Genomic DNA, 19,126 nt, shown 5'->3' with positions numbered 1-19,126 from the left:
CCTTATTTCTCGATCTCACGGTTGTTGTAAAGTTCCTGCATTTCTTCGATCGGTTTCTGCATAACCTGCTCGATCAGATCATCGAATTTTCCTTCTTTGATCTCTGCTACACGGTTCTTTACATGTTCAGACTTCGGAGCAATGTATTTTCCGTTCAGACGTCTTGCCAGTTCTCCTACCATCGGATGGGAGATACCAGCCGGACAGCGGGATGCACAGATTCCGCAGCCGATGCAGTCGAAGGACTCTTCTGCACATTTCTTGAAGTCGCCTCTCTGTGCGTATGCAATATACTGCATAACGTTCAGGCTCTGCGGACATCCTTTGGTACATGCATTACATCCAACGCAGCTGTAGATTTCCGGATACAGATCCATCATGACTCTCTGCTCTGCGCTGATCTCTTCAATATCGTAGGTTCTCTTGTCGATCGGATAGAACGGAAGGCTTGCGATATACATACCGTCTTCTACCTGTGTCTGACATGCCAGACAGGTTTTCAGCTCATTCTTTCCTTTGATTCTGTAGATGGTCGCACATGCACCGCAGAATCCGTGACGGCATCCGCATCCGCGTTTTAACTGATATCCGGCGTACTCCATAGCGGTCATGATGGTCAGATCGCCAGGTACGGAATACTTTTTGCCGTAAACGTAAATATTTACCATTTCCTGCATTTTCTTCAACCTCCGTTTAATATTCGTTCGGTAATTCGTCAATCTCGTCGCAGCGGAAAACCGGGCCGTCTTTGCAGACGTATTTATCTCCGATGTTGCAGCGGCCGCATTTTCCGATACCGCATTTCATACGAAGCTCCAAAGTGGTGTAAACCTGTGTTTTCTCATAGCCCAGCTCCTGAAGTCCCTGAAGAACAAATTTGATCATGATCGGCGGTCCGCAGATCAGAGCTGTTTTGTCAACGGACATGTTCAGTTCTTTTACATAGTTCGGAACGAATCCTACATGGCCGTCCCAGCCTTCCTGTTCACGGTCAATCGTCAGATGCACATTGACATCTTTTGCTTTCGCCCATACTTCCTGGATCTCTTTTAACTGTACCAGATCGTCTTTGGAACGGGAACCGTAAACGATATCTACGGTACCATAGTTGTCACGGTTGTCCAGTACGTAATTGATCACGGAACGCAGCGGAGCAAGTCCGATACCACCGGCGATGAACAGCAGATCCTGTCCTTTTAATACGGTTTCTACCGGGAAATGATTTCCATACGGTCCACGAACCAGGATTTCATCTCCTACGGACATGTTGTGAAGATAATTCGTTAAAGTACCGCACTCCTTGATGGAGAACTCCTGGTACTCTTTGTTTGTCGGGGAAGAGGTAATGGAAAACAGTGCCTCTCCGACACCCGGTACACAGAGCATTGCGCACTGGCCAGGCATATGTTCAAACAGCTTGGTGCCGTCCGGACGAACGATACGGAATGTTTTTACGTCCGGTGTTTCGCGGCGGATATCTGTGATGATACCGACCTGCGGCAGCAAAGCGTTTTTCTTTTCTTCGCTTCCACAACTACAATTGCACATTTACTTGGTACCTCCCATGCGTTTGATGACTTTTACGATATTCAGCGACTGCGGGCATTTCTCTACGCAGCGTCCGCATCCGACACAGGAATACATTCCATCGTTGTTGTCCGGGAAGTAAACCAGCTTGTGCATGAAACGCTGACGGAAACGCTGCATCTGTGTGGTACGGTTGTTTCCTGCTGCCATCATCGTAAAGTCAGAGTACATACAGGAATCCCAGCAGCGATAACGCTGTACACCGTTTCCTGTATTGAAATCCTTGATATCATAGCACTGGCAGGTCGGACAGGAGAACGTACAGGTTCCGCAGCCTAAGCAGGCATCGGAAAGCTCTTTCCATTTCGGATCATCGAAACGCTCTTTTGTCTTGCCTACGCCCCATCCCTCGAGGGAGAGATTGCTGTTTGGCATCTTGTCGATCAGGGTACGGATGGCTTCTTTTTCAGCCTCAACCTCTTTTGCAAGATCCTGCTCGGTAAGGTATTCTTTCACAAGCTCTGTCAGCTTCTCACCCTTTTCGGTTTTTGCTTCCCATGCATAACCGTCAGCTACCTGCCACATCGCAACATCAGCCTGCGGTTCTGCCGCATCGATACCGAAGGTCTTGCAGAAGCAGCTGTCTTCCGGCTCATGACATGCAAGAGAAACCACAATGCCGTGCTCTCTTCTTGCTGCATAGTAAACGTCAGCCGGCTCGCTTAAGAATACGCGGTCCAGAACATCGAAAGCGCGGACATCGCATGGACGAACGCCGAAAATAGCGAACGGCGCGTCTTTTAATGCTGCCGGCTCGATGCTGGTCTTGTTTGCCTTCTGATAGCAGGAGTAAAGAACTTCACTCTGCGGGAAAAAGGCGTCTTTTGGGGATTTTACGGTTTTTAAGGTATCGAGATCCACTTTCGCGTCCTCAGTCCAGAAACCGAAATTGGTAATTCCATTGTTTTGTACCGGAAGGAAAAGATCCATCTCCTTTGCAACAGCGGCAAGGAGCTCCGGCATTTTTTCTCTGCTAATCTGATACATCCCTTAACCCCTTTCCTTAACGATACTTGGCTCTACATCTTCCTGTGTGAAGTTGGTGAGCGGTGCACGGCTGTCGGTATCGGCGCCTGCCTGATACTCTCCGTAGAACTCGTCGATATCTTTGATGAATTTACGGTTCAGCAGGTGCAGCGGAATGTGCTGCGGACATACACGGGAACACTCGCCACAGTCGGTGCAGCGTCCGGCAACATGGAATGCCCGGATGATGTGGAACATCTGCTCTTCAAATGTAGTCGTATTTGCTTTCTGTGCGGTATCGTAACGGTCATTATCGAAGACACATTTGATACAGCTGCAGGCCGGACATACGTTACGGCATGCATTACAGCGGATACAGCGGGACAGTTCGTTCTGCCAGAATGCGAAACGCTCTTCCGGAGCCATTGCCTCGAGCTTCTCAACCAGTTCAAAACGGCCTTCTTTTGCCGGTTTCTCTTCGTCGCAGTTCTCTGCCAGCTCGTCGTAGGCAACGTGTTTTCCGCCCTTGCAGGCTTTGCATCTTTCCAGGATAACATCCTCTCTTGCGAGCTCTTTGTCGCCGTAAACAGTTGCCACTTTGATGGTATCGCCGTCTTCTGTTACAGCGGTAATACCCTTGCATCCTGCTTCACGGATCTTTTCGATATCGAGTTTTCCATCGCAGCCGATGCCGACGATGTAGGTTTTCTCGCGATCCACACGATGCTCTTTGATTAACTGATTAAAGCTGTAAGTATCACACGGTTTTAAGAAAACGAGTGTTTTTCCTTCTTCTTTCGATGCTTTAATCATGTATTTGCTAAGATTTGCGCCGCAGAATCCGTCGTAGGTAAACTCGGAAAGGCTCTCGGCAGTCTCGAAGAATGCAGGCTCTGCACTGAAATCAGTGTCACCTTTTCTCCAGCCAAGAACACGGACTATGGTACCGTCAGACAGAAGCTCTTTTGCGCGGGATACTAATTTTTCTTGCATCGTAAATCCTCCAATCTGACATTCTTACCAAGGCTTGTAACCTGCTCGATGAACTCGTTCATGGTCTGGGAGAATTTCACACCTTCTGCGGCGGATACCCATTCCACACGGGTACGTCCGTTCTCAACGCCCATGTAATCCAGCATGGAGAACAGCAGGGTCATACGTCTTCTTGCATAATAGTTTCCTGTGCTGTAATGGCAGTCTCCCGGATGGCATCCGCAGAGGATGACTCCGTCAGCGCCCTTCTGGAATGCTCTTAAGATGAAGAGCGGATTGACACGGCAGGAACATGGAACACGGATAATCTTTACGTCTGCCGGATAGGAAAGACGGCTGGAACCTGCCAGGTCTGCTCCTGCGTAGGAGCACCAGTTGCAGCAGAATGCCACGATGACTGGCTTAAATTCTTTGTTTTCGTTGTTATCTATCGGCATATTGCATCTACCTCCGCGAGAATTTGTCTATTGGAGAATCCTTTCAGGTCCATAGCGCCGGACGGACATGCAACGGTACATGCACCGCATCCATGGCAAAGTGCGCCGTTAACGACTGCCACATGTCTGGTTTCACGGATTCCATGGTCGTTGACCTGACGGTCTTCGTAGGAAATTGCGCCGTATGGGCAGACTTTTTCACAGGATGCACATCCATTACAGAACAGCGGATTGGATTCTGCTGTACACGGGTTGGTGGTCAGTTTGTCTTTTGCCAGCAGTCCGACTACTTTGACAGCAGCAGCTCCTGCCTGTGCAACGGTCTCCGGGATATCTTTCGGTCCCTGGCATACGCCGGAGAGGAAGACACCTGCGGTCGGGGACTCTACCGGACGCAGCTTTGCGTGTGCCTCAGTAAAGAAATCGTTGGTATCCATACTTGCGGTCAGCATGGTAGCCAGTTTTCTTGCATCTTTGCTCGGCTCGATAGCAGTTGCAAGGACAACAAGGTCTGCTTCCATTTTGATCTGACGGTTGTCAAGCAGGTCGGAACCCTGTACCAGAAGACGTCCGTTCGGAGCCTCGGATACTTTTCCTACCTGGCCTTTGATGTAGTCTACATTGAACTCTTCTACCGCACGGCGATAGAACTCATCGAAGTTTTTACCCGGGGTACGAACATCAATGTAGAAGACATGTACGTTGACATCCGGATAATGGTCACGCACCAGCATAGCCTGTTTTGCGGTGTACATACAGCAGATCTTGGAGCAGTAGCTCTTTCCTCTGCAGGTCACGTCACGAGAACCGACACACTGGATAAATACGATATCCTTCGGATGCTCGCCGTTGGAAAGACGTACTACTTTACCGCCTGTCGGGCCGGCAGCATTCATCAGACGCTCCATCTCAAGGGAGGTAATTACGTCTTTGCTCTGGTTGTAATAATATTCGTCAAACTTGTCCAGACTGATGGTATCGAAACCAGTTGCCACAACGATTGCGCCGTACTCTCTGGTGATTACTTCATCTTTCTGGTCGTAGTTTACTGCACCTGCTGCACAGACTTTGGAGCAGATACCGCATTTTCCGGTTTTGAAGTGGATACAGTTTGCAGTATCAATAACCGGTACGTTCGGAACTGCCTGTGCGAACGGTGTGTAGATTGCAGTACGGTTGGACAGGCCTCTGTTGAACTCGCTCAGGTTCTTCTTGGAAGGACATTTCTCCTGACAGAGTCCACATCCGGTACATTTGTCCATATCTACGTATCTTGCTTTCTTACGGATGTCTACTTTGAAATCACCGACGAATCCGCCAACGCTCTCTACCTCACTGTAGGTATAGATGTTGATCTTCTCATGCGCGTTTACCTCTCCCATACGAGGAGTCAGGATACAGGAAGAACAGTCGAGGGTCGGGAATGTCTTGTCAAGCTGTGACATTCTTCCGCCGATACTCGGGGTCTTCTCTACGATATCTACTTCATAGCCTGCATCTGCGATATCCAGTGCAGTCTGAATACCTGCGATACCGCCTCCGATCACCAGCGCACGTTTTACAACGCGGCTCTCGCCCGGGGTAAGCGGGGTATCCAGCATAACTTTAGCAACGGCTGCACGGGCCAGAATTACGGCCTTCTCGGTAGCCTCTTCCATGTCTTTATGAATCCAGGAACACTGCTCACGAATGTTTGCAATCTCCAGCTGATACGGGTTCAGGCCCGCTTTTTCTGCTGCTTTGCGGAACGTTCCTTCATGCATACGCGGAGAGCAGGAACAGATGACAACGCCGGTCAGATGCTCGTTCTGAATGGCATCGATCACTTTCTGCTGACCTGTTTCGGAACACATATACTGATAATCCTCTGCATGAACAACACCCGGCTCTTTGCTGATGACGTCAACAACTTTTTTGACATCAACCGTAGCCGCAATATTTGTACCGCAGTGGCAGACAAATACTCCTATTCTTTGCACTTTTCTCTCACCTTTCTGTGGATGGGTTGTTTTTTACTTTCTATATTTACGGAATGCACTCATCAGAAGCTGCTGCGGAGTCTCATCATCCAGAAGAGCCGGAATTTCATCCGGAGAAAGATAATTCTCTCCTCTCTGACGGATCACGGAAAGACGAACTGCCTCGATCAGTTTGGCAGGTTTTACGTCTCTTGGACAGCGCTCTACACATGCGAAGCAGGAGAGGCATTTCCAGATGGACTTGGAGTTCATCAGTGCTTCCACATCGCCGTTCTGTACATAAGATACAAACTGATGCGGACGGATGTCCATTTCGTTATAAGCAGGACAGGATGCGGAACATTTACCACATTTCATACATTTTCTGGTATCCACACCGGCGATGGCACGGATTTCATCGGATGTTGCAATTTTCATGCCTGCACCTCCTCTTTGATGCCGAGTGCTTCTGCAAGAAGCTCGGTAAAGTAGGTAACCGGAAGACCTTCTTTTGTTCCGTTATTGCGCAGGTTGTACATGCAAAGCGGACATGCAGTAATCAGCTCTTCAGCTCCTTTGTAGGATGCGGATGCCATGATCTGGTCTACCATGTTGGATGCCATTTTCTTTTCTTTCAGGGATATGTAGCCGCCGCAGCACTCATTTCTCATCGGATATACGACCGGTGTTGCGCCAAGGGCCTTGATAAAATCTTCAATGATTGTCGGATTCTCCGGATCGTCAAACTGCATTGTGGTGCTCGGACGAAGCAGCATGCAGCCGTAATATGCGCCGATTTTTCTTCCTTTTAATGGGTTTACCACTTTCTCTTTGATCTTGTCAAATCCAACGACGTCACGCAGCACTTCCAGATAATGAAGTACTTTCGTTTCGCCAAGATATGGCTCGGAAAGAGCCATGTAGTTGTTTACTTTTGTCTGAATGTCTTCTACATTCGCCATGTCATCGTTTACGCGTTTGATCACGTGATGACAGGCGGAACAGACTGTGATCAGATCCTGTCCTTTTTCTTTGGCGTCTGCTAAGGCGCGAACCGAAGAAAGTTTTGTGGCGATTTCATCGGATGCCTGTGGATACACAGCTCCGCAGCACTGCCAGTTTTCAATTTCTTCCAGTTCAAATCCCAGAACTTTTGCGCACTCTCTGGCATAATGATCCAGATCTTTTGCTTTGTTCTTCAGCGTACAGCCCGGAAAATAACTGTAGGTCATGGAATTGCTCCTTTCTTACTTGCTCCTGTTGGTTTCCATTTTTCCTGCGGTATCTTCTGTCCGGCACCGGAAAAATTTCCGGTACTCTTTTTATGTACACCCGGCGGAAAATTTCTTCAGGCGCACGTTAAGGCAGTGGGAGATACCGCTCTTTCGCACTTTCTGCCACTGCCATAAATTTTATGTTTTGAGCTTATTGCCCGCTCTTAGTGCTCGATCTGTGCGATAACTGCTTTTAATGCGTCGGCACTTGCTTTGAGTTTTTCTACTTCCTCTTTTGTCATACGCATCGGAATCTTGCCCTGTACGCCTTTCGGTCCAACGAGGGTCAGTGTGCTTAAGCATACATCCTCGATGCCGTACTCACCGTGCATCATGGAAGATACGGTTGCTACAGAATCGGAAGAAGAAAGAATGGTTGCTACCAGTTTGCATACTGCAACAGATACTGCATAGAAAGTAGCTCCTTTGTTTGCAATAACCTGTCCGCCGGAAGTTCTTACGTACTCCAGCATAGCATCTTTGTCGATCTTGGTTACGTTCTTGCCCATTTTTTCTACGGTCTCGTAGTACTCGTCCAGGCTGACACCGGAAACGTAAGCGCCGCTCCACGGAATGAAGGAAGTATCGCCGTGCTCACCGAATACGTAAGCGTGGATGTTTTTCTGGGCAATGTTGAGGTGTTCAGACAGTCCGCAGCGAAGTCTCGCGGAATCCAGCATGGTACCAGAACCAAGGATCTGGTTTTCCGGAAGTCCGGAGATCTTTGTAAACACGTAGGTCATGATATCAACCGGGTTGCTTACAATGATGTAGATGGCATTCGGAGCCGCTTTTATGATTTCCGGTGTGATGGATTTTAAGATGTTTACATTGGTCTGGGTCAGCTCAATACGGGTCTGGCCAGGCTTTCTTGCAATACCGGAAGTAATAATTACGATATCAGAGTCCTTGGCATCCTCATACTCACCTGCGATGATGGAGACCGGATCGCGGAAGCAGGTACCCTGCGCGATATCCATAACCTCTCCCTCTACTTTTTTCTTGTTAATATCGATGAGAACAATCTCAGACGCGATGTCTTCGTTCGACAGTGTATAGGCGATCGTAGATCCAACGCTTCCAGCTCCAATGATGGTAATCTTGCTGCTCATAAATACTCCTTTCTAAAATACCCCTAGTTGGTTTTTGTGATTGATAAATTTTTCACTTTCCTTATCATAGCACTATGACAAGAATTTAACAAGTGTTTTTTTCGAGCATTTTCGTGAAATCTTTTTTCTCACTGAGCCCGTACGCTTCCAGAAGGGGTGTTCTGGATATATTTCAATACAATTATACCATTTTTTGTTCTTTTTCACAAGAATTCTTTCCAAAAACTTACAGCTTTGTCCTTCATCCCGCAGAATTCGTCTTTTTCCGCATGGTTCCCGGGTTTTTGCTTTCTGTGTTTAGTTTCACACGTCTAACTTTCGTTCGTTATATTTTTAACAACTTTTCGTCATACGGGCTAGTTTCTGTCCTTCTTTTCTACATTTTGTAGGATGTATCCGCCAAATTTCCTGTCTGATTTTCATTTCTGCTGCCGCCAGACGCAAAAAAGACACGGATTTTTCTGTTCCGTGTCTTTTTTGCTCTGTTTTTTCTGTTTTTGCTTCTATTCTTCTGTTTCACGAGCCGTTGCCGCTTCGGCAAATGCATTTCCATATTCGGCAAGCGCCTCTTTTGCATAGACGGCATCTGACCGGTACGGCACATTTCTGTTTCCGACGTGCATCGTCACGTCCGCGCCTTTTCCAAGGATCAGAACAACCTCTCCCGGTACGGCGCCAAGAATCGCCTCCCGGATTGCTGCTCCGCGGTCCATGCGGATCTGGAAGGATGCACCTTCCTTTGCTATGTACCCGCCGATCTCCTCACAGATCGCCTGCGGATCTTCGTTTCCCGGATCATCCGGTACGAGGAAAATCCGGTCCGCCCGTTTTCCGGAAATCTCACCCATATCTTTTCTGCGGTTGAATGCTTTTCCGCCCGGGGTTCCGAACACAACGCTTACGCGGCTCCCCGGGTATTCGAGTGCTACGGTATCAAACATTTTTTCAAAACTCAGGCCATTGTGCGCGAAATCCACGATCGCCGTGACCTCGCCCGCGCTGCTCTCATACGTCTCCATCCTTCCCGGAACGGTGACGCCAAGGAGGCTTTCCTTGATCAGCGAAACCGGGATTCCCATCGACCAGGCAGCCGCAATGGCAGCTACGGCATTCTCCACATTGAAGGCTCCGTGCACCGGCAGGGTAAAATCTTCCGAGAAATCCGGTCCTGCCACATGGAAATAGAATTTTCCTCTGCCCGGCTTGATATCACTCACGCGGATTACAGCATTTTCTTTCGATCCAAACGTAACGACGCGCTCGCATTTTGCCGCAGCTTTCAGGATTTCCTCGATATGGTCGCTGTCCAGGTTCACGCAGGCGCAGGTGCAGCGGTCGAAGATCTTTAATTTCGACTGGAAATAATCATCAAAATCCTTGTGCTCCGTCGGGCTGATGTGGTCCTCGGAGATGTTCAGGAAAATGGCGGTATCAAAATGCGTGTTTCCGACTCTCTCGTATTTGAGCGCCTGGGAGGATGCTTCCATCACCATATGGGAAAGGCCTGCATCTACGGCATTGCGCATATGGCGGCACAGCTCCAGGGATTCCGGCGTGGTGAGCGTTGATGCTTCTCTCGTCTTTCCGTCGTAATATTCAATCGAACTTAACAGTGCACATCCGTTTCCGCCCTGTTTTTTCAGGCAGGCATCGAGCATCGACTGCAGGTAATAGGCTGTCGTTGTCTTTCCTTTTGTTCCGGTCAGCGCCGTGACATGCAGCGACTTTGCCGGATAATCGTAAAACGCCTCACCCAGCACAAACTGTGCTTTTCTGGCATCGTTGACGATGAGCGCCGGAATTTCTTTTCCCGCTTCGTATTTTTTTTCACTTACATAGGCAACAGCACCGCGGTTTACGGCGTCTTTTAAGTATGCCTCTTTGAATGCAGCTCCTTTGCAGAGAAACAGAGTTCCCTGAGCCGCTCCGCCCGAAAAATACGTTACGAGGGTAACGGGTCTGTCCTCTCCTTCTTTTCCTTCCGGCTCTGCAAATTCCACCAGAAGGCCTTCCTGCTCCAGAAGTTTCTTATATTCTAATACCGACTGTTTCATAGGATATCTTCCTCTCTTCTATGGGATTCTTTTTCAGCTTTCCTAAAATCCAGGCTCCATTATACCAGAATTGAAACAGCTTGTCCATCTTGCGGCACGGCTTACATCATCTGCGCATTTTTCTCAAAAAGAGAACGAAGCGTTTTTGCGCAGTACAGGTACGCCGGAACGAGAAACAGATCGGCGAGAATCCATGCCACCGGGCTTGCGAAGCAGACTGCGGTGTAACCAAAATACGGAACAAGGAAAAAGGCTACCACCGAACGGCCGATCATCTCGCAGACGCCGGCAAGGATTGCAAATTTGCTGAAGCCCATGCCCTGCACGGTAAATCGTACGACATTGACAAGGGTCAGCGGAATGTAAAATACCATGTTGATCAGCAGCATCTGACGCGCCTGGTCGAGGATGACCGTCTCAGATGCATCTACAAAGAGAAGCGAAATCTGGCGGGACCACAGAAACATGACTCCTAAAATGACCACGGAATACACGCTTCCAATAATGGAACTTGTCAAAATACCGGTGTTGACACGATCCATCTTCTTCGCACCGACGTTCTGTCCGGCATACGTCGCCATAGTGGAGCCGAGCGCGTCGAACGGACAGCAGCAGAACATGGAAATTTTACCGGCAGCCGTAACAGATGCAACCGCAGTGGAACCAAGGCCGTTGACAGCGGTCTGCAAAATAACACTTCCGATCGCGGTGATTGAATACTGCAGTCCCATCGGGATTCCCATATTGCACAGATTAAGCACATAATGCTTGTGCAGCTTCCAGTCCTCTCTCGTAAAAGCAAGGATGGTGAATTTTTTCTTCATATAAAAGAGACACAGGAATCCAGAGACTCCCTGCGCGATAATCGTCGCCCACGCGGTTCCCGCTACTCCCATCGGGCGGACCAGCGCAAGATCTAGCACGATATTCAGTATTGAAGAGATACCGAGGAAAATCAGTGGGGAGCGGCTGTCGCCGAGGCTCCGCATGATTGCTGATGTCTGGTTATAGAGCACCATAAGCGGAATTCCGAGGAAAATAACAAAGATGTAAGCGTATGCACCGTCCAGAATATCGGACGGGGTTTTCATCAGAATCAGAATGTCGCGGCACCAGATGCAGACAAGAACGGTCATCACCACGGAAAGAATACCGGCCAGGACGGCTCCATTTCCTACATACCGGCACAGCGCTTTCCGGTCTCCTGCCCCGAACATCTGCGCAACCGGAATTGCAAATCCGCTGCAGACTCCCATACAGAATCCCACGATCATAAAGTTGATCGAACCTGTGCTTCCAACAGCCGCGAGCGCTTTCGCGCCTAAGAATTTTCCTACAATAATCGTATCGACCATGCTGTAAAACTGCTGGAACAGCATGCCGAGCAGCAGCGGCAGTGCAAACCCCAGAATCAGTTTTACCGGGCTGCCGTTTGTCAGATCTTTTACTGCACTTTTCTTTGTTGCCATGTGATGTCCTCCCTATTGTCGTATGTTTTTGCTTCCCCTTTTTGTCGAATCTCATGCCATTTTATATCTTGTTTTCTCAGAATGCAATCCCGTAATACTGCCGAATTAAGAGACGTTTTTTCATCACTTTTACGTGTTTTTGACATGGCGGCCGCCTGTGCAGGAATTCTGTTTTTTTGCGCACGCCAAAAGCGGCTGCGGCAGGTTCCCGTTCCGGAACGCTGTGCCGCAGCCGCTTTGCTGTTCTTTCTTATTTTGCAAATTCTTTCTTTTTCCACTGAAGCAGAATCATCACAGCCACCAATGCGGTCAGAAAATCAGAAACCGGCTGGGAGGCAATAACACCGGAAAAACCGGCAAGTTTTGAAGCGCAGAAAATTACAATGGCAAAAATCACGCCCTGACGTCCTGCTGAAAGAATCATTGCTCCTGCCCCGTTTCCGATCGCCTGGAAAATACAGGTCGATGCGAGTACGATACCAACAAACGGCATACCAATGAGCTGGACGCGGAGGATCTGCTGGGCCACTGCAATGACATCCGCCTCTTTTAAGAACAGTCCCACGAGAAGCGGAGCCGCCGCACCGAGCACAACCGCCATTCCGGCACCGGTCAGCACTTCCAGGAGGAAGGCAAAGCGGATCGTCTCACTGAGACGTTTTTTATTTTTCGCTCCATAATTGTATCCGACCAGCGGCTGTCCGCCAAAAGCGAAGCCGACCATCACAAGAACAGAAATCATAATAATTTTCAAAGCAATTCCCATCGCTGCAACTTTGTCCGTTCCATACGGCTGCAAAAATCGGTTCGTCAGCGTCACGCCGATGCTCTGCATGAAGTTTGTGACGGATGCCGGAATGCCGATGGCAAGAACGGCGAGCACCTCTGCTCCGGTCATTTTCAGTTTTCGGAAATCGACGGAGAGATAGCGGCATTTCTTTATCATAAAGATAACATAGAAAATATCACCGCAGATGTTGCCGATCACCGTTGCAATCGCTGCTCCGGCTGCTCCCATGCCGAGCGTGTAAATAAAGATCGGGTCAAGAATGATGTTGACAACGGCTCCCAGCATTGTTCCGATCATCGAGGCTTTTGCGAAGCCCTCGGTCCGAAGAAGATTGTTCGGCGTCAGCTGCAGGATGATAAACGGTGCGCCGAGTGCAATCCACTGGTAATAGTCCCCCGCATACTGCCACGTCGTCTCATCACAGCCAAGCAGGCCAAGGATCGGCTGTTTGGCGGCAAGCAGGATGATGCTGACCGCAATGCCGACAGCAATCGCTGCGTAAAAGCAGAATACGCTGATCCGTCTTCCGTCCTCGTACTCTTTTTTACCGAAGAGGCGCGAAATGACGGAACTGCCGCCGACGCCGAAGATGTCACCGAGTGCAATCATCAGCGTGAAAATCGGTGTGCCGAGCGATACGCCGGCAATCAGTGCCGTGTTTCCGGTCCGCGCGATGAAAAAAGTATCTACCATATTATAGATCAGCGACACGACCATGCCGAGCACGACCGGAAGTGCGAGCGTCATATATGCTTTGGACACTTTTGTTTTCTCAAATAATTCGTTTTCCATTTTGAAAACTCCCCTTTCCTCTTTTTCGGTTACAGTTCACTGGTACCCAGCAAACTGTAACATTTTTCATTCTGGTTTATCTTAGCAGACTTTCTTGCTTTTTCTTGTGTCATATGTCACAATAAAGAAAAAGTTTTCCAAAAAATTTTTCTGTGAAAGGATTTTCCTATGAAACGAATTTTTGATCCGGCTCTGCTGAACTTTTATCTTCAGAAACATGAGATCCCATCTCTTTTCGATACCCCGGATCTCGCATTTTCTCTGTATCAGTTTGAAAAGGGCGAACGGCTCGACACGCTGAATCCGGAGGAATACCTCTCGTTCCTCGTGGACGGTTCCATCGAGATCAGCGCCAACCGCGCCGACGGCACGAGCTACCCGATCGGCTATCTCGACGGCTTTACCTGCATCGGCGATATGGAATTCTGCGGAAAACGCGATGATACGCACCAGATCGAGGCACGCACCACCGCGCTTTGTATTGTTCTGCCGCTCGCTTCCACGAAAGAGCTTCTGCTGAACGACAACCGCTTTTTACGATATCTTTTAAACTCTGTCACCGAAAAGCTGATGCTTTATTCCAGCTCCCAGTCGAATTTTTCCACGCTCGAGGAATCCTTCCTCTCTTATCTCTCAGAGCGCTGTCCGGATCAGACGTTTTCCGGCGTGGAAAAGATGGCCATGCAGCTCCACTGCAGCCGCCGCCAGCTCCAGCGAGTTTTAAAGAAGCTGCTCGAAGAAGGACAGCTTGTGAAACTTTCGAAAGGTTCTTACCGCCTCAGCTGAAAACGCCATCGCTTCCTTATTTCCACGATTCCAGGATCGATGTTCCGATCGTTCCCTCCGGCATTTTTACGCCGAAGTTCTCTGCAACGGATGCGCCGATCACAGCGAAGGTGTCCTTCGTCTCCTGAAGGCCGCTCTCCTTCATAGACGGTGAGTACGCAAGGAGCGGCACCTGTTCTCTGGTGTGGTCCGTTCCGGTATAAGTCGGGTCGTTGCCGTGGTCTGCCGTGATCAGGAGCAGATCGTCGTCTTTTAACTGCTCCAGCAGCTTTCCAAGGTTCACATCGAATTTTTCAATCTCTTTTCCGTAGCCTTCCGGGTTTCTTCTGTGGCCCCAGAGTGCATCGAAATCGACGAGGTTGACAAAGCACAGTCCGGTAAAATCTTTTCCTGCCGTCTCAATCGTCTGCTCCATGCCGTGGACGCTGCTCTTGGATTTCAGACTCTCCGTGATGCCCTCGCCGCAGAAAATATCGTTGATTTTTCCGATACTGATGACATCATATCCTGCCTCCTGCATCGCGTTGAGCACGGTTTTTCCCGTCGGTTTGACAGCGTAGTCGTGACGGTTTGCGGTGCGGACGAACTCTCCTTTTTTCTTTCCGACGTACGGTCTTGCAATGACACGGCCGACTTTCCACTCGTCTTTCATGGTCAGCTCACGGGCAATCTCGCAGTAATGATACAGCGTCTCCAGTCCCATCGTCTCCTCGTTGCCGCAGATCTGCAGTACGGAATCCGCCGAGGTATAGACAATCAGTTCTCCGTTTTCGATCTCGCGCTCTGCCAGCTCATCGAGGATCTCCGTTCCGCTCGCCGCCTTATTGCCGATGATCTTTCTGCCGGTTCGTTTTTCCAGCTCGTCGATCAGTTCTTTCGGAAATCCGTGGTCGGTGAACGTAACGAACGGCTTTGTCGTGTAAATTCCCATCATCTCCCAGTGGCCGGTCATGGTGTCTTTTCCGTTGCTCGCCTCGTTCAGTCTTCTGGCGTAACCCTTTGCCTCATCCTCTGTCACACCGCAGAGATTTCCCATGCCGAGGCGGCGCAGGTTCGGGATTTCAAGGCCTCCCTGACTCTCCCAGATGTGGCCGAAGGTATTGACACCGACATCCCCAAACTTCTCCGAATCCGCCATCGCCCCGATTCCGAGAGAATCCAGGACGATCAGAAAAATACGGTTATATTTTCTCATACTCTTTACTCCTTTCTTTTTAACTCAGCTCAAACATTCCATGGTAGAGCTGATAATATTTTCCTTTCTGTGCCAGAAGTGCGTCGTGGTCGCCGCGCTCTACGATATTTCCCTGCTCCAGCACCATGATCGCATTGGCGTTTCGCACGGTGCTTAAGCGGTGGGCGATGACAAATACGGTTCTGCCCTCCATGAGCTGGTCCATTCCTTTTTCGATCAGCGCCTCGGTTCTGGTGTCAACGGAAGATGTTGCCTCGTCAAGAATCAGCACCGGCGGATCGGCAACGGCGGCACGGGCAATCGCGAGAAGCTGGCGCTGGCCCTGGGAGAGGTTGGCTCCGTCGGAGGTCAGCATCGTGTCGTAGCCGTTCGGCAGACGGCGGATGAAGGAATCCGCATTCGCAATTTTGGCCGCACGTTCAATTTCTTCCTGCGTGGCATCGAGTTTTCCAAAACGGATATTTTCTGCTACGGTTCCCGTGAACAGATGGGTATCCTGCAGAACGATACCGAGGGAGTGGCGCAGAGCGTCTTTTTCGATATCTTTTACGTCAATGCCGTCGTAGACAACCGCACCGCCCTGGACGTCGTAGAAACGGTTGATCAGATTCGTGATCGTCGTTTTTCCGGCTCCTGTGGAACCGACAAAAGCAATTTTCTGGCCTGGTTTGGCATACAGGCTGATGTTCTTTAAGATCAGACGGTCTGCCGTGTAGCCGAAATCCACGTTTTCAAAACGCACATCGCCCTTTAATTCCGTCATCGTTCCGTCCGGGCGCTTCCATGCCCAGCGGCCTGTTGTCTCTTCGCAGACGGCAAGTGCGCCGTTCTCTTCTTTTACGTTGACCAGTTCCACTTTTCCCTCGTCGATTTCCGGCTCCAGGCTCATCACGTCGAAGACACGCTCCGCACCGGCGAGCGCTGAGAGAAGGAAGTTGCTCTGCTGGGTGAACTGGTTGATCGGAAGCGCCGCCTGGCGGACAAAGACAAGGTAGCTTGCCAGGCTTCCGATATCGGCTTTTCCGTGCAGGGCGAGAAGGCCGCCGAGCACTGCCACAATCGCATAATTGACATACGAAATGCTGACAACGACAGGAACCATCGTCGCCGCATACCCCTGCGCGCCGGTTCCCGCTTTCCGGAGCTCCTCATTCTTTTTGCAGAATTCCGTAAAGCTCTCTTCTTCGTGGTGGAACACCTTGACGACTTTCTGTCCGGTGATCAGCTCCTCAATATAGCCATTCAGTTCTCCGAGGCTGTTCTGCTGCTTCGTATAATAACCCTTGCTGCGCTTTCCGCTGAACTTGATATACCAGAACATGATACCGTAGCACACCGTTACAATCAGCGAGAGCCGCCAGTTCAGGATATACAGCAAGGTCAGTGTTCCCACAATCTGGATGAAGCTCTGGATAACCATCGCAAAACTGTTGTTCAGGGCATCTGCCATCGTGTCGATATCGTTCGTGAAAAGACTCATGATATCGCCGTGGCGTCTGCTGTCGAAGAACTGCAGCGGCAGTGTCTGGACGTGTTCGAACAGATCGCGGCGGATATCAAAGACAACCTGCTGTGCTGCTTTTACCATGGTCTGCGTGTAGCCGTATGCTGCGAGTGCGCCGCACCCGAAAATGAGTGCCGTAATCAGCACGCCGCGCAGCAGTGTGTGCACATCTCCGTCCGCCAGTCCGTTGACAACTGGGCGGATCATATACGTTCCAAGGAGGTTGGCTCCCGCGCTGATTGTTACCAGTACCGCTACGACTACGAGCATTTTTTTGTGCCGTCCCAGATAAGACAGGAAGACGCGCAGCGTGTGTTTCAGGTTCTTTGGTTTCTTTCCGCTATAAGCTCTCGCTGCCATTTTCGTCTCCTCCTTTCATCTGTGAGGCGTAAATTTCCTGATAAATCGGGTCATCCGCCAGCAGTTCAGCGTGCGTGCCGATCCGGTGTACTTTTCCGTCATCAAGAATGATGATCTGATCCGTATTCATGACGGATGTTACTCTCTGCGCAATGATAATTTTTGTGACATCCTTCCGCGCCGCCAGTGCCTCGCGGATCTTTTTCTCCGTTGCCGTGTCGACCGCACTTGTCGAATCATCGAAGATCAAGATTTTTGCCTTTCCGATCAGCGCACGCGCGATGCAGAGACGCTGCTTCTGGCCTCCGGAGAGGTTGCTTGCGCCCTGCTCAAGCACGGTGTCGAGGCCGTCCGGCATGCGGTTCAAAAATTCATCCGCACACGCCGCGCGGCATGCTTCCCAGATCTCCTCATCGGATGCATCCGCATTGCCCCATTTCAGGTTTTCACGCACGGTTCCGGAGAACAGCACGTTTTTCTGCAGAATGATATTGACTGCATCGCGGAGAGCGGCAAGATCGTACGCGCGCACATCCTTTCCGCCGACGCGGACGGTGCCGCGGCTGGTGTCATACAGACGCGGAATGAGCTGCACCAGCGTCGTTTTCGAAGAACCTGTTCCTCCGAGGATTCCTACCGTCTGACCGGCTTTGATCTTCAGCGTAACATCGGAGAGTGCGTACTCTTTTGCTTCTTCTTTGTATTTAAACGATACGTTGTCAAACTCCACGCTGCCCTCTGTCACTTCTGTTACACCATTTTCCGGCGAGGTGAGCACGATTTTCTCATCGAGCACCTCGACAATCCGGTGTGCGCTCGCCATGGAACGGGTCAGGAGCAGGAAGACGTTTGCAATCATCATCATCGAGTTCATGACCTGCATGACGTAGCTTAGAAATCCGGTCAGGTTTCCGACGGCAAGCTGTTTTTTCAGAATCATATTTCCGCCGAACCACAGAATCAGCACGATCGCGGTATACATGACGCCCTGAAATGCCGGCAGATTCAGCACGGCGTAGTGGAACGTCTGCTCGCTCGCTGCGGTCAGGTCGGTGTTGACCTCGTTGAATTTGCCTTCCTCGTACTCATCCCGCACGAAAGCTTTGACGGCACGGATCGCGGTCAGCCCCTCCTGGACAACGTTGTTCAGACGGTCCACCATGGACTGCAGTTTTGTGTACATCGGGCAACTCTCCGCACAATCAGGGAGAGAATAAAGCCAAGAAGCGGGGTACATACAAGGAATACAAATGCCAGCCGCGGATTCATATAGAATGAAAGGCCGATTCCCATAATCAGAAGCGACGGTCCGCGCGTGATCGGGCGGAAGCCGGCGCTTACCATATTCTGGATGACGGTAACATCCGTCGTCATACGGGTGATCAGGGATGATACCGCAAAGTGATCGAGGTTGGAAAATGCATACTGCTGCATTTTCTCATACTCCGCCTTCCGGATCTCGGCTCCCCAGCCGTACGTCGCCCGCGCCGCAAAGTGCGCGTATAAAATTCCGGTCACAAGCGCACAGAGCGCGCAGATTCCCATCTGGATTCCCTTGCGGTAAATGTAAGGGATATCGCCGTTCGCAACGCCGATGTCAATCAGATTGGAAATCAGAATCGGAATAAAAAGTTCAAAACACGTTTCTACCAATACCAGCACTGCTCCGAAAATCATATCCCGCTTGTAGGGACCTGCATACGAGAGCAGACGCTTCATATCATTCATCTTCTGTCATGTCCTGCCACTCAAAATGTGATTAAATATACTTATCACATCGAGATAATGTAAGTTCTCACGAATCTTACTTACTGCTTCAGTGTGTATACTTTTGATTGACCGAAATCAT

16 protein-coding genes and 1 pseudogene are annotated in these 19,126 nt (G+C 50.0%); 1 reads left to right on the top strand and 16 read right to left on the bottom strand.

The genetic code is table 11. From position 1 onward, the window contains the following. Positions 1–2: 2 nt before the first annotated feature. The 13 genes from DXA93_RS10685 to DXA93_RS10630 form a co-directional block, all read right to left on the bottom strand. Positions 3–677: a 2Fe-2S iron-sulfur cluster binding domain-containing protein gene (locus DXA93_RS10685; protein ID WP_055265389.1), complete on the bottom strand. Its 675-nt coding sequence runs from the start codon at positions 675–677 to the stop codon at positions 3–5. A gap of 16 nt (positions 678–693) precedes the next feature. Next, the gene (locus DXA93_RS10680; RefSeq protein WP_022461174.1) at positions 694–1,548 is read right to left on the bottom strand and encodes an FAD/NAD(P)-binding protein; all 855 of its coding nucleotides are present in this window, start codon (positions 1,546–1,548) and stop codon (positions 694–696) included. Continuing rightward, a complete protein-coding gene (locus DXA93_RS10675; protein WP_055227522.1) occupies positions 1,549–2,574 on the bottom strand; it encodes a 4Fe-4S dicluster domain-containing protein in 1,026 nt (341 codons plus the stop codon). It abuts the gene before it with no gap. 3 nt (positions 2,575–2,577) lie between these two features. Beyond that, entirely contained in the window at positions 2,578–3,546 is a 969-nt protein-coding gene (locus tag DXA93_RS10670; protein ID WP_119208293.1) for a 4Fe-4S dicluster domain-containing protein, read from the bottom strand. Further along, positions 3,531–3,983 (bottom strand): hydrogenase iron-sulfur subunit, encoded by a 453-nt coding sequence (locus tag DXA93_RS10665; RefSeq protein WP_055265382.1) that lies wholly within the window; start codon positions 3,981–3,983, stop codon positions 3,531–3,533. The genes DXA93_RS10670 and DXA93_RS10665 overlap by 16 nt, the downstream gene beginning before the upstream one ends. Beyond that, a complete protein-coding gene (locus DXA93_RS10660) occupies positions 3,974–5,962 on the bottom strand; it encodes a CoB--CoM heterodisulfide reductase iron-sulfur subunit A family protein (RefSeq protein WP_118594949.1) in 1,989 nt (662 codons plus the stop codon). Before DXA93_RS10660 ends, DXA93_RS10665 begins: the two co-directional genes overlap by 10 nt. A 33-nt stretch (positions 5,963–5,995) precedes the next feature. Continuing rightward, positions 5,996–6,379 (bottom strand): 4Fe-4S dicluster domain-containing protein, encoded by a 384-nt coding sequence (locus DXA93_RS10655; RefSeq protein ID WP_055219367.1) that lies wholly within the window; start codon positions 6,377–6,379, stop codon positions 5,996–5,998. Continuing rightward, positions 6,376–7,173 (bottom strand): CoB--CoM heterodisulfide reductase iron-sulfur subunit B family protein, encoded by a 798-nt coding sequence (locus tag DXA93_RS10650; RefSeq protein ID WP_022461168.1) that lies wholly within the window; start codon positions 7,171–7,173, stop codon positions 6,376–6,378. Before DXA93_RS10650 ends, DXA93_RS10655 begins: the two co-directional genes overlap by 4 nt. Positions 7,174–7,379: 206 nt before the next feature. Continuing rightward, complete coding sequence (locus DXA93_RS10645; RefSeq protein ID WP_119208291.1) at positions 7,380–8,327, bottom strand: L-lactate dehydrogenase; 948 nt, start codon at positions 8,325–8,327, stop codon at positions 7,380–7,382. A gap of 503 nt (positions 8,328–8,830) precedes the next feature. Then, complete coding sequence (locus DXA93_RS10640; protein WP_119208289.1) at positions 8,831–10,381, bottom strand: Mur ligase family protein; 1,551 nt, start codon at positions 10,379–10,381, stop codon at positions 8,831–8,833. Between the two features lie 101 nt (positions 10,382–10,482). Further along, a complete protein-coding gene (locus tag DXA93_RS10635; protein ID WP_055219374.1) occupies positions 10,483–11,850 on the bottom strand; it encodes an MATE family efflux transporter in 1,368 nt (455 codons plus the stop codon). Next, positions 11,826–12,128, bottom strand: coding sequence for a hypothetical protein (locus DXA93_RS17645; protein ID WP_147326094.1), 303 nt, complete (start codon positions 12,126–12,128; stop codon positions 11,826–11,828). Before DXA93_RS17645 ends, DXA93_RS10635 begins: the two co-directional genes overlap by 25 nt. Beyond that, the gene (locus DXA93_RS10630; RefSeq protein WP_118594951.1) at positions 12,101–13,432 is read right to left on the bottom strand and encodes an MATE family efflux transporter; all 1,332 of its coding nucleotides are present in this window, start codon (positions 13,430–13,432) and stop codon (positions 12,101–12,103) included. Before DXA93_RS10630 ends, DXA93_RS17645 begins: the two co-directional genes overlap by 28 nt. Before the next feature lie 168 nt (positions 13,433–13,600). Here DXA93_RS10630 and DXA93_RS10625 point away from each other — a divergent pair, with 168 nt between their 5' ends. Further along, on the top strand, positions 13,601–14,218 hold the full coding sequence (locus tag DXA93_RS10625; RefSeq protein WP_119208287.1) for a hypothetical protein: 618 nt from the start codon (positions 13,601–13,603) through the stop codon (positions 14,216–14,218). Between the two features lie 16 nt (positions 14,219–14,234). On the opposite strand, the gene DXA93_RS10620 is transcribed toward DXA93_RS10625, so the two are convergent. The 3 genes and pseudogenes from DXA93_RS10620 to DXA93_RS10610 form a co-directional block, all read right to left on the bottom strand. After that, entirely contained in the window at positions 14,235–15,413 is a 1,179-nt protein-coding gene (locus DXA93_RS10620; RefSeq protein ID WP_055219378.1) for a phosphopentomutase, read from the bottom strand. A 19-nt stretch (positions 15,414–15,432) separates the two neighbouring features. After that, positions 15,433–17,277 carry an ABC transporter ATP-binding protein gene (locus DXA93_RS10615; protein ID WP_119208285.1) on the bottom strand — a complete coding sequence of 615 codons (1,845 nt, stop codon included), beginning with the start codon at positions 17,275–17,277 and terminating at the stop codon, positions 15,433–15,435. Beyond that, positions 17,258–18,996, bottom strand: a pseudogene (locus tag DXA93_RS10610) (ABC transporter ATP-binding protein). The gene DXA93_RS10615 and the pseudogene DXA93_RS10610 overlap by 20 nt, the downstream one beginning before the upstream one ends. Positions 18,997–19,126: the final 130 nt, after the last annotated feature.

Origin of the sequence: Blautia sp. OF09-25XD (assembly GCF_003482095.1) — a bacterium.
GTDB lineage: Bacteria > Bacillota > Clostridia > Lachnospirales > Lachnospiraceae > Fusicatenibacter > Fusicatenibacter saccharivorans.
This window is presented reverse-complemented; position numbering and strand designations above follow the sequence as displayed.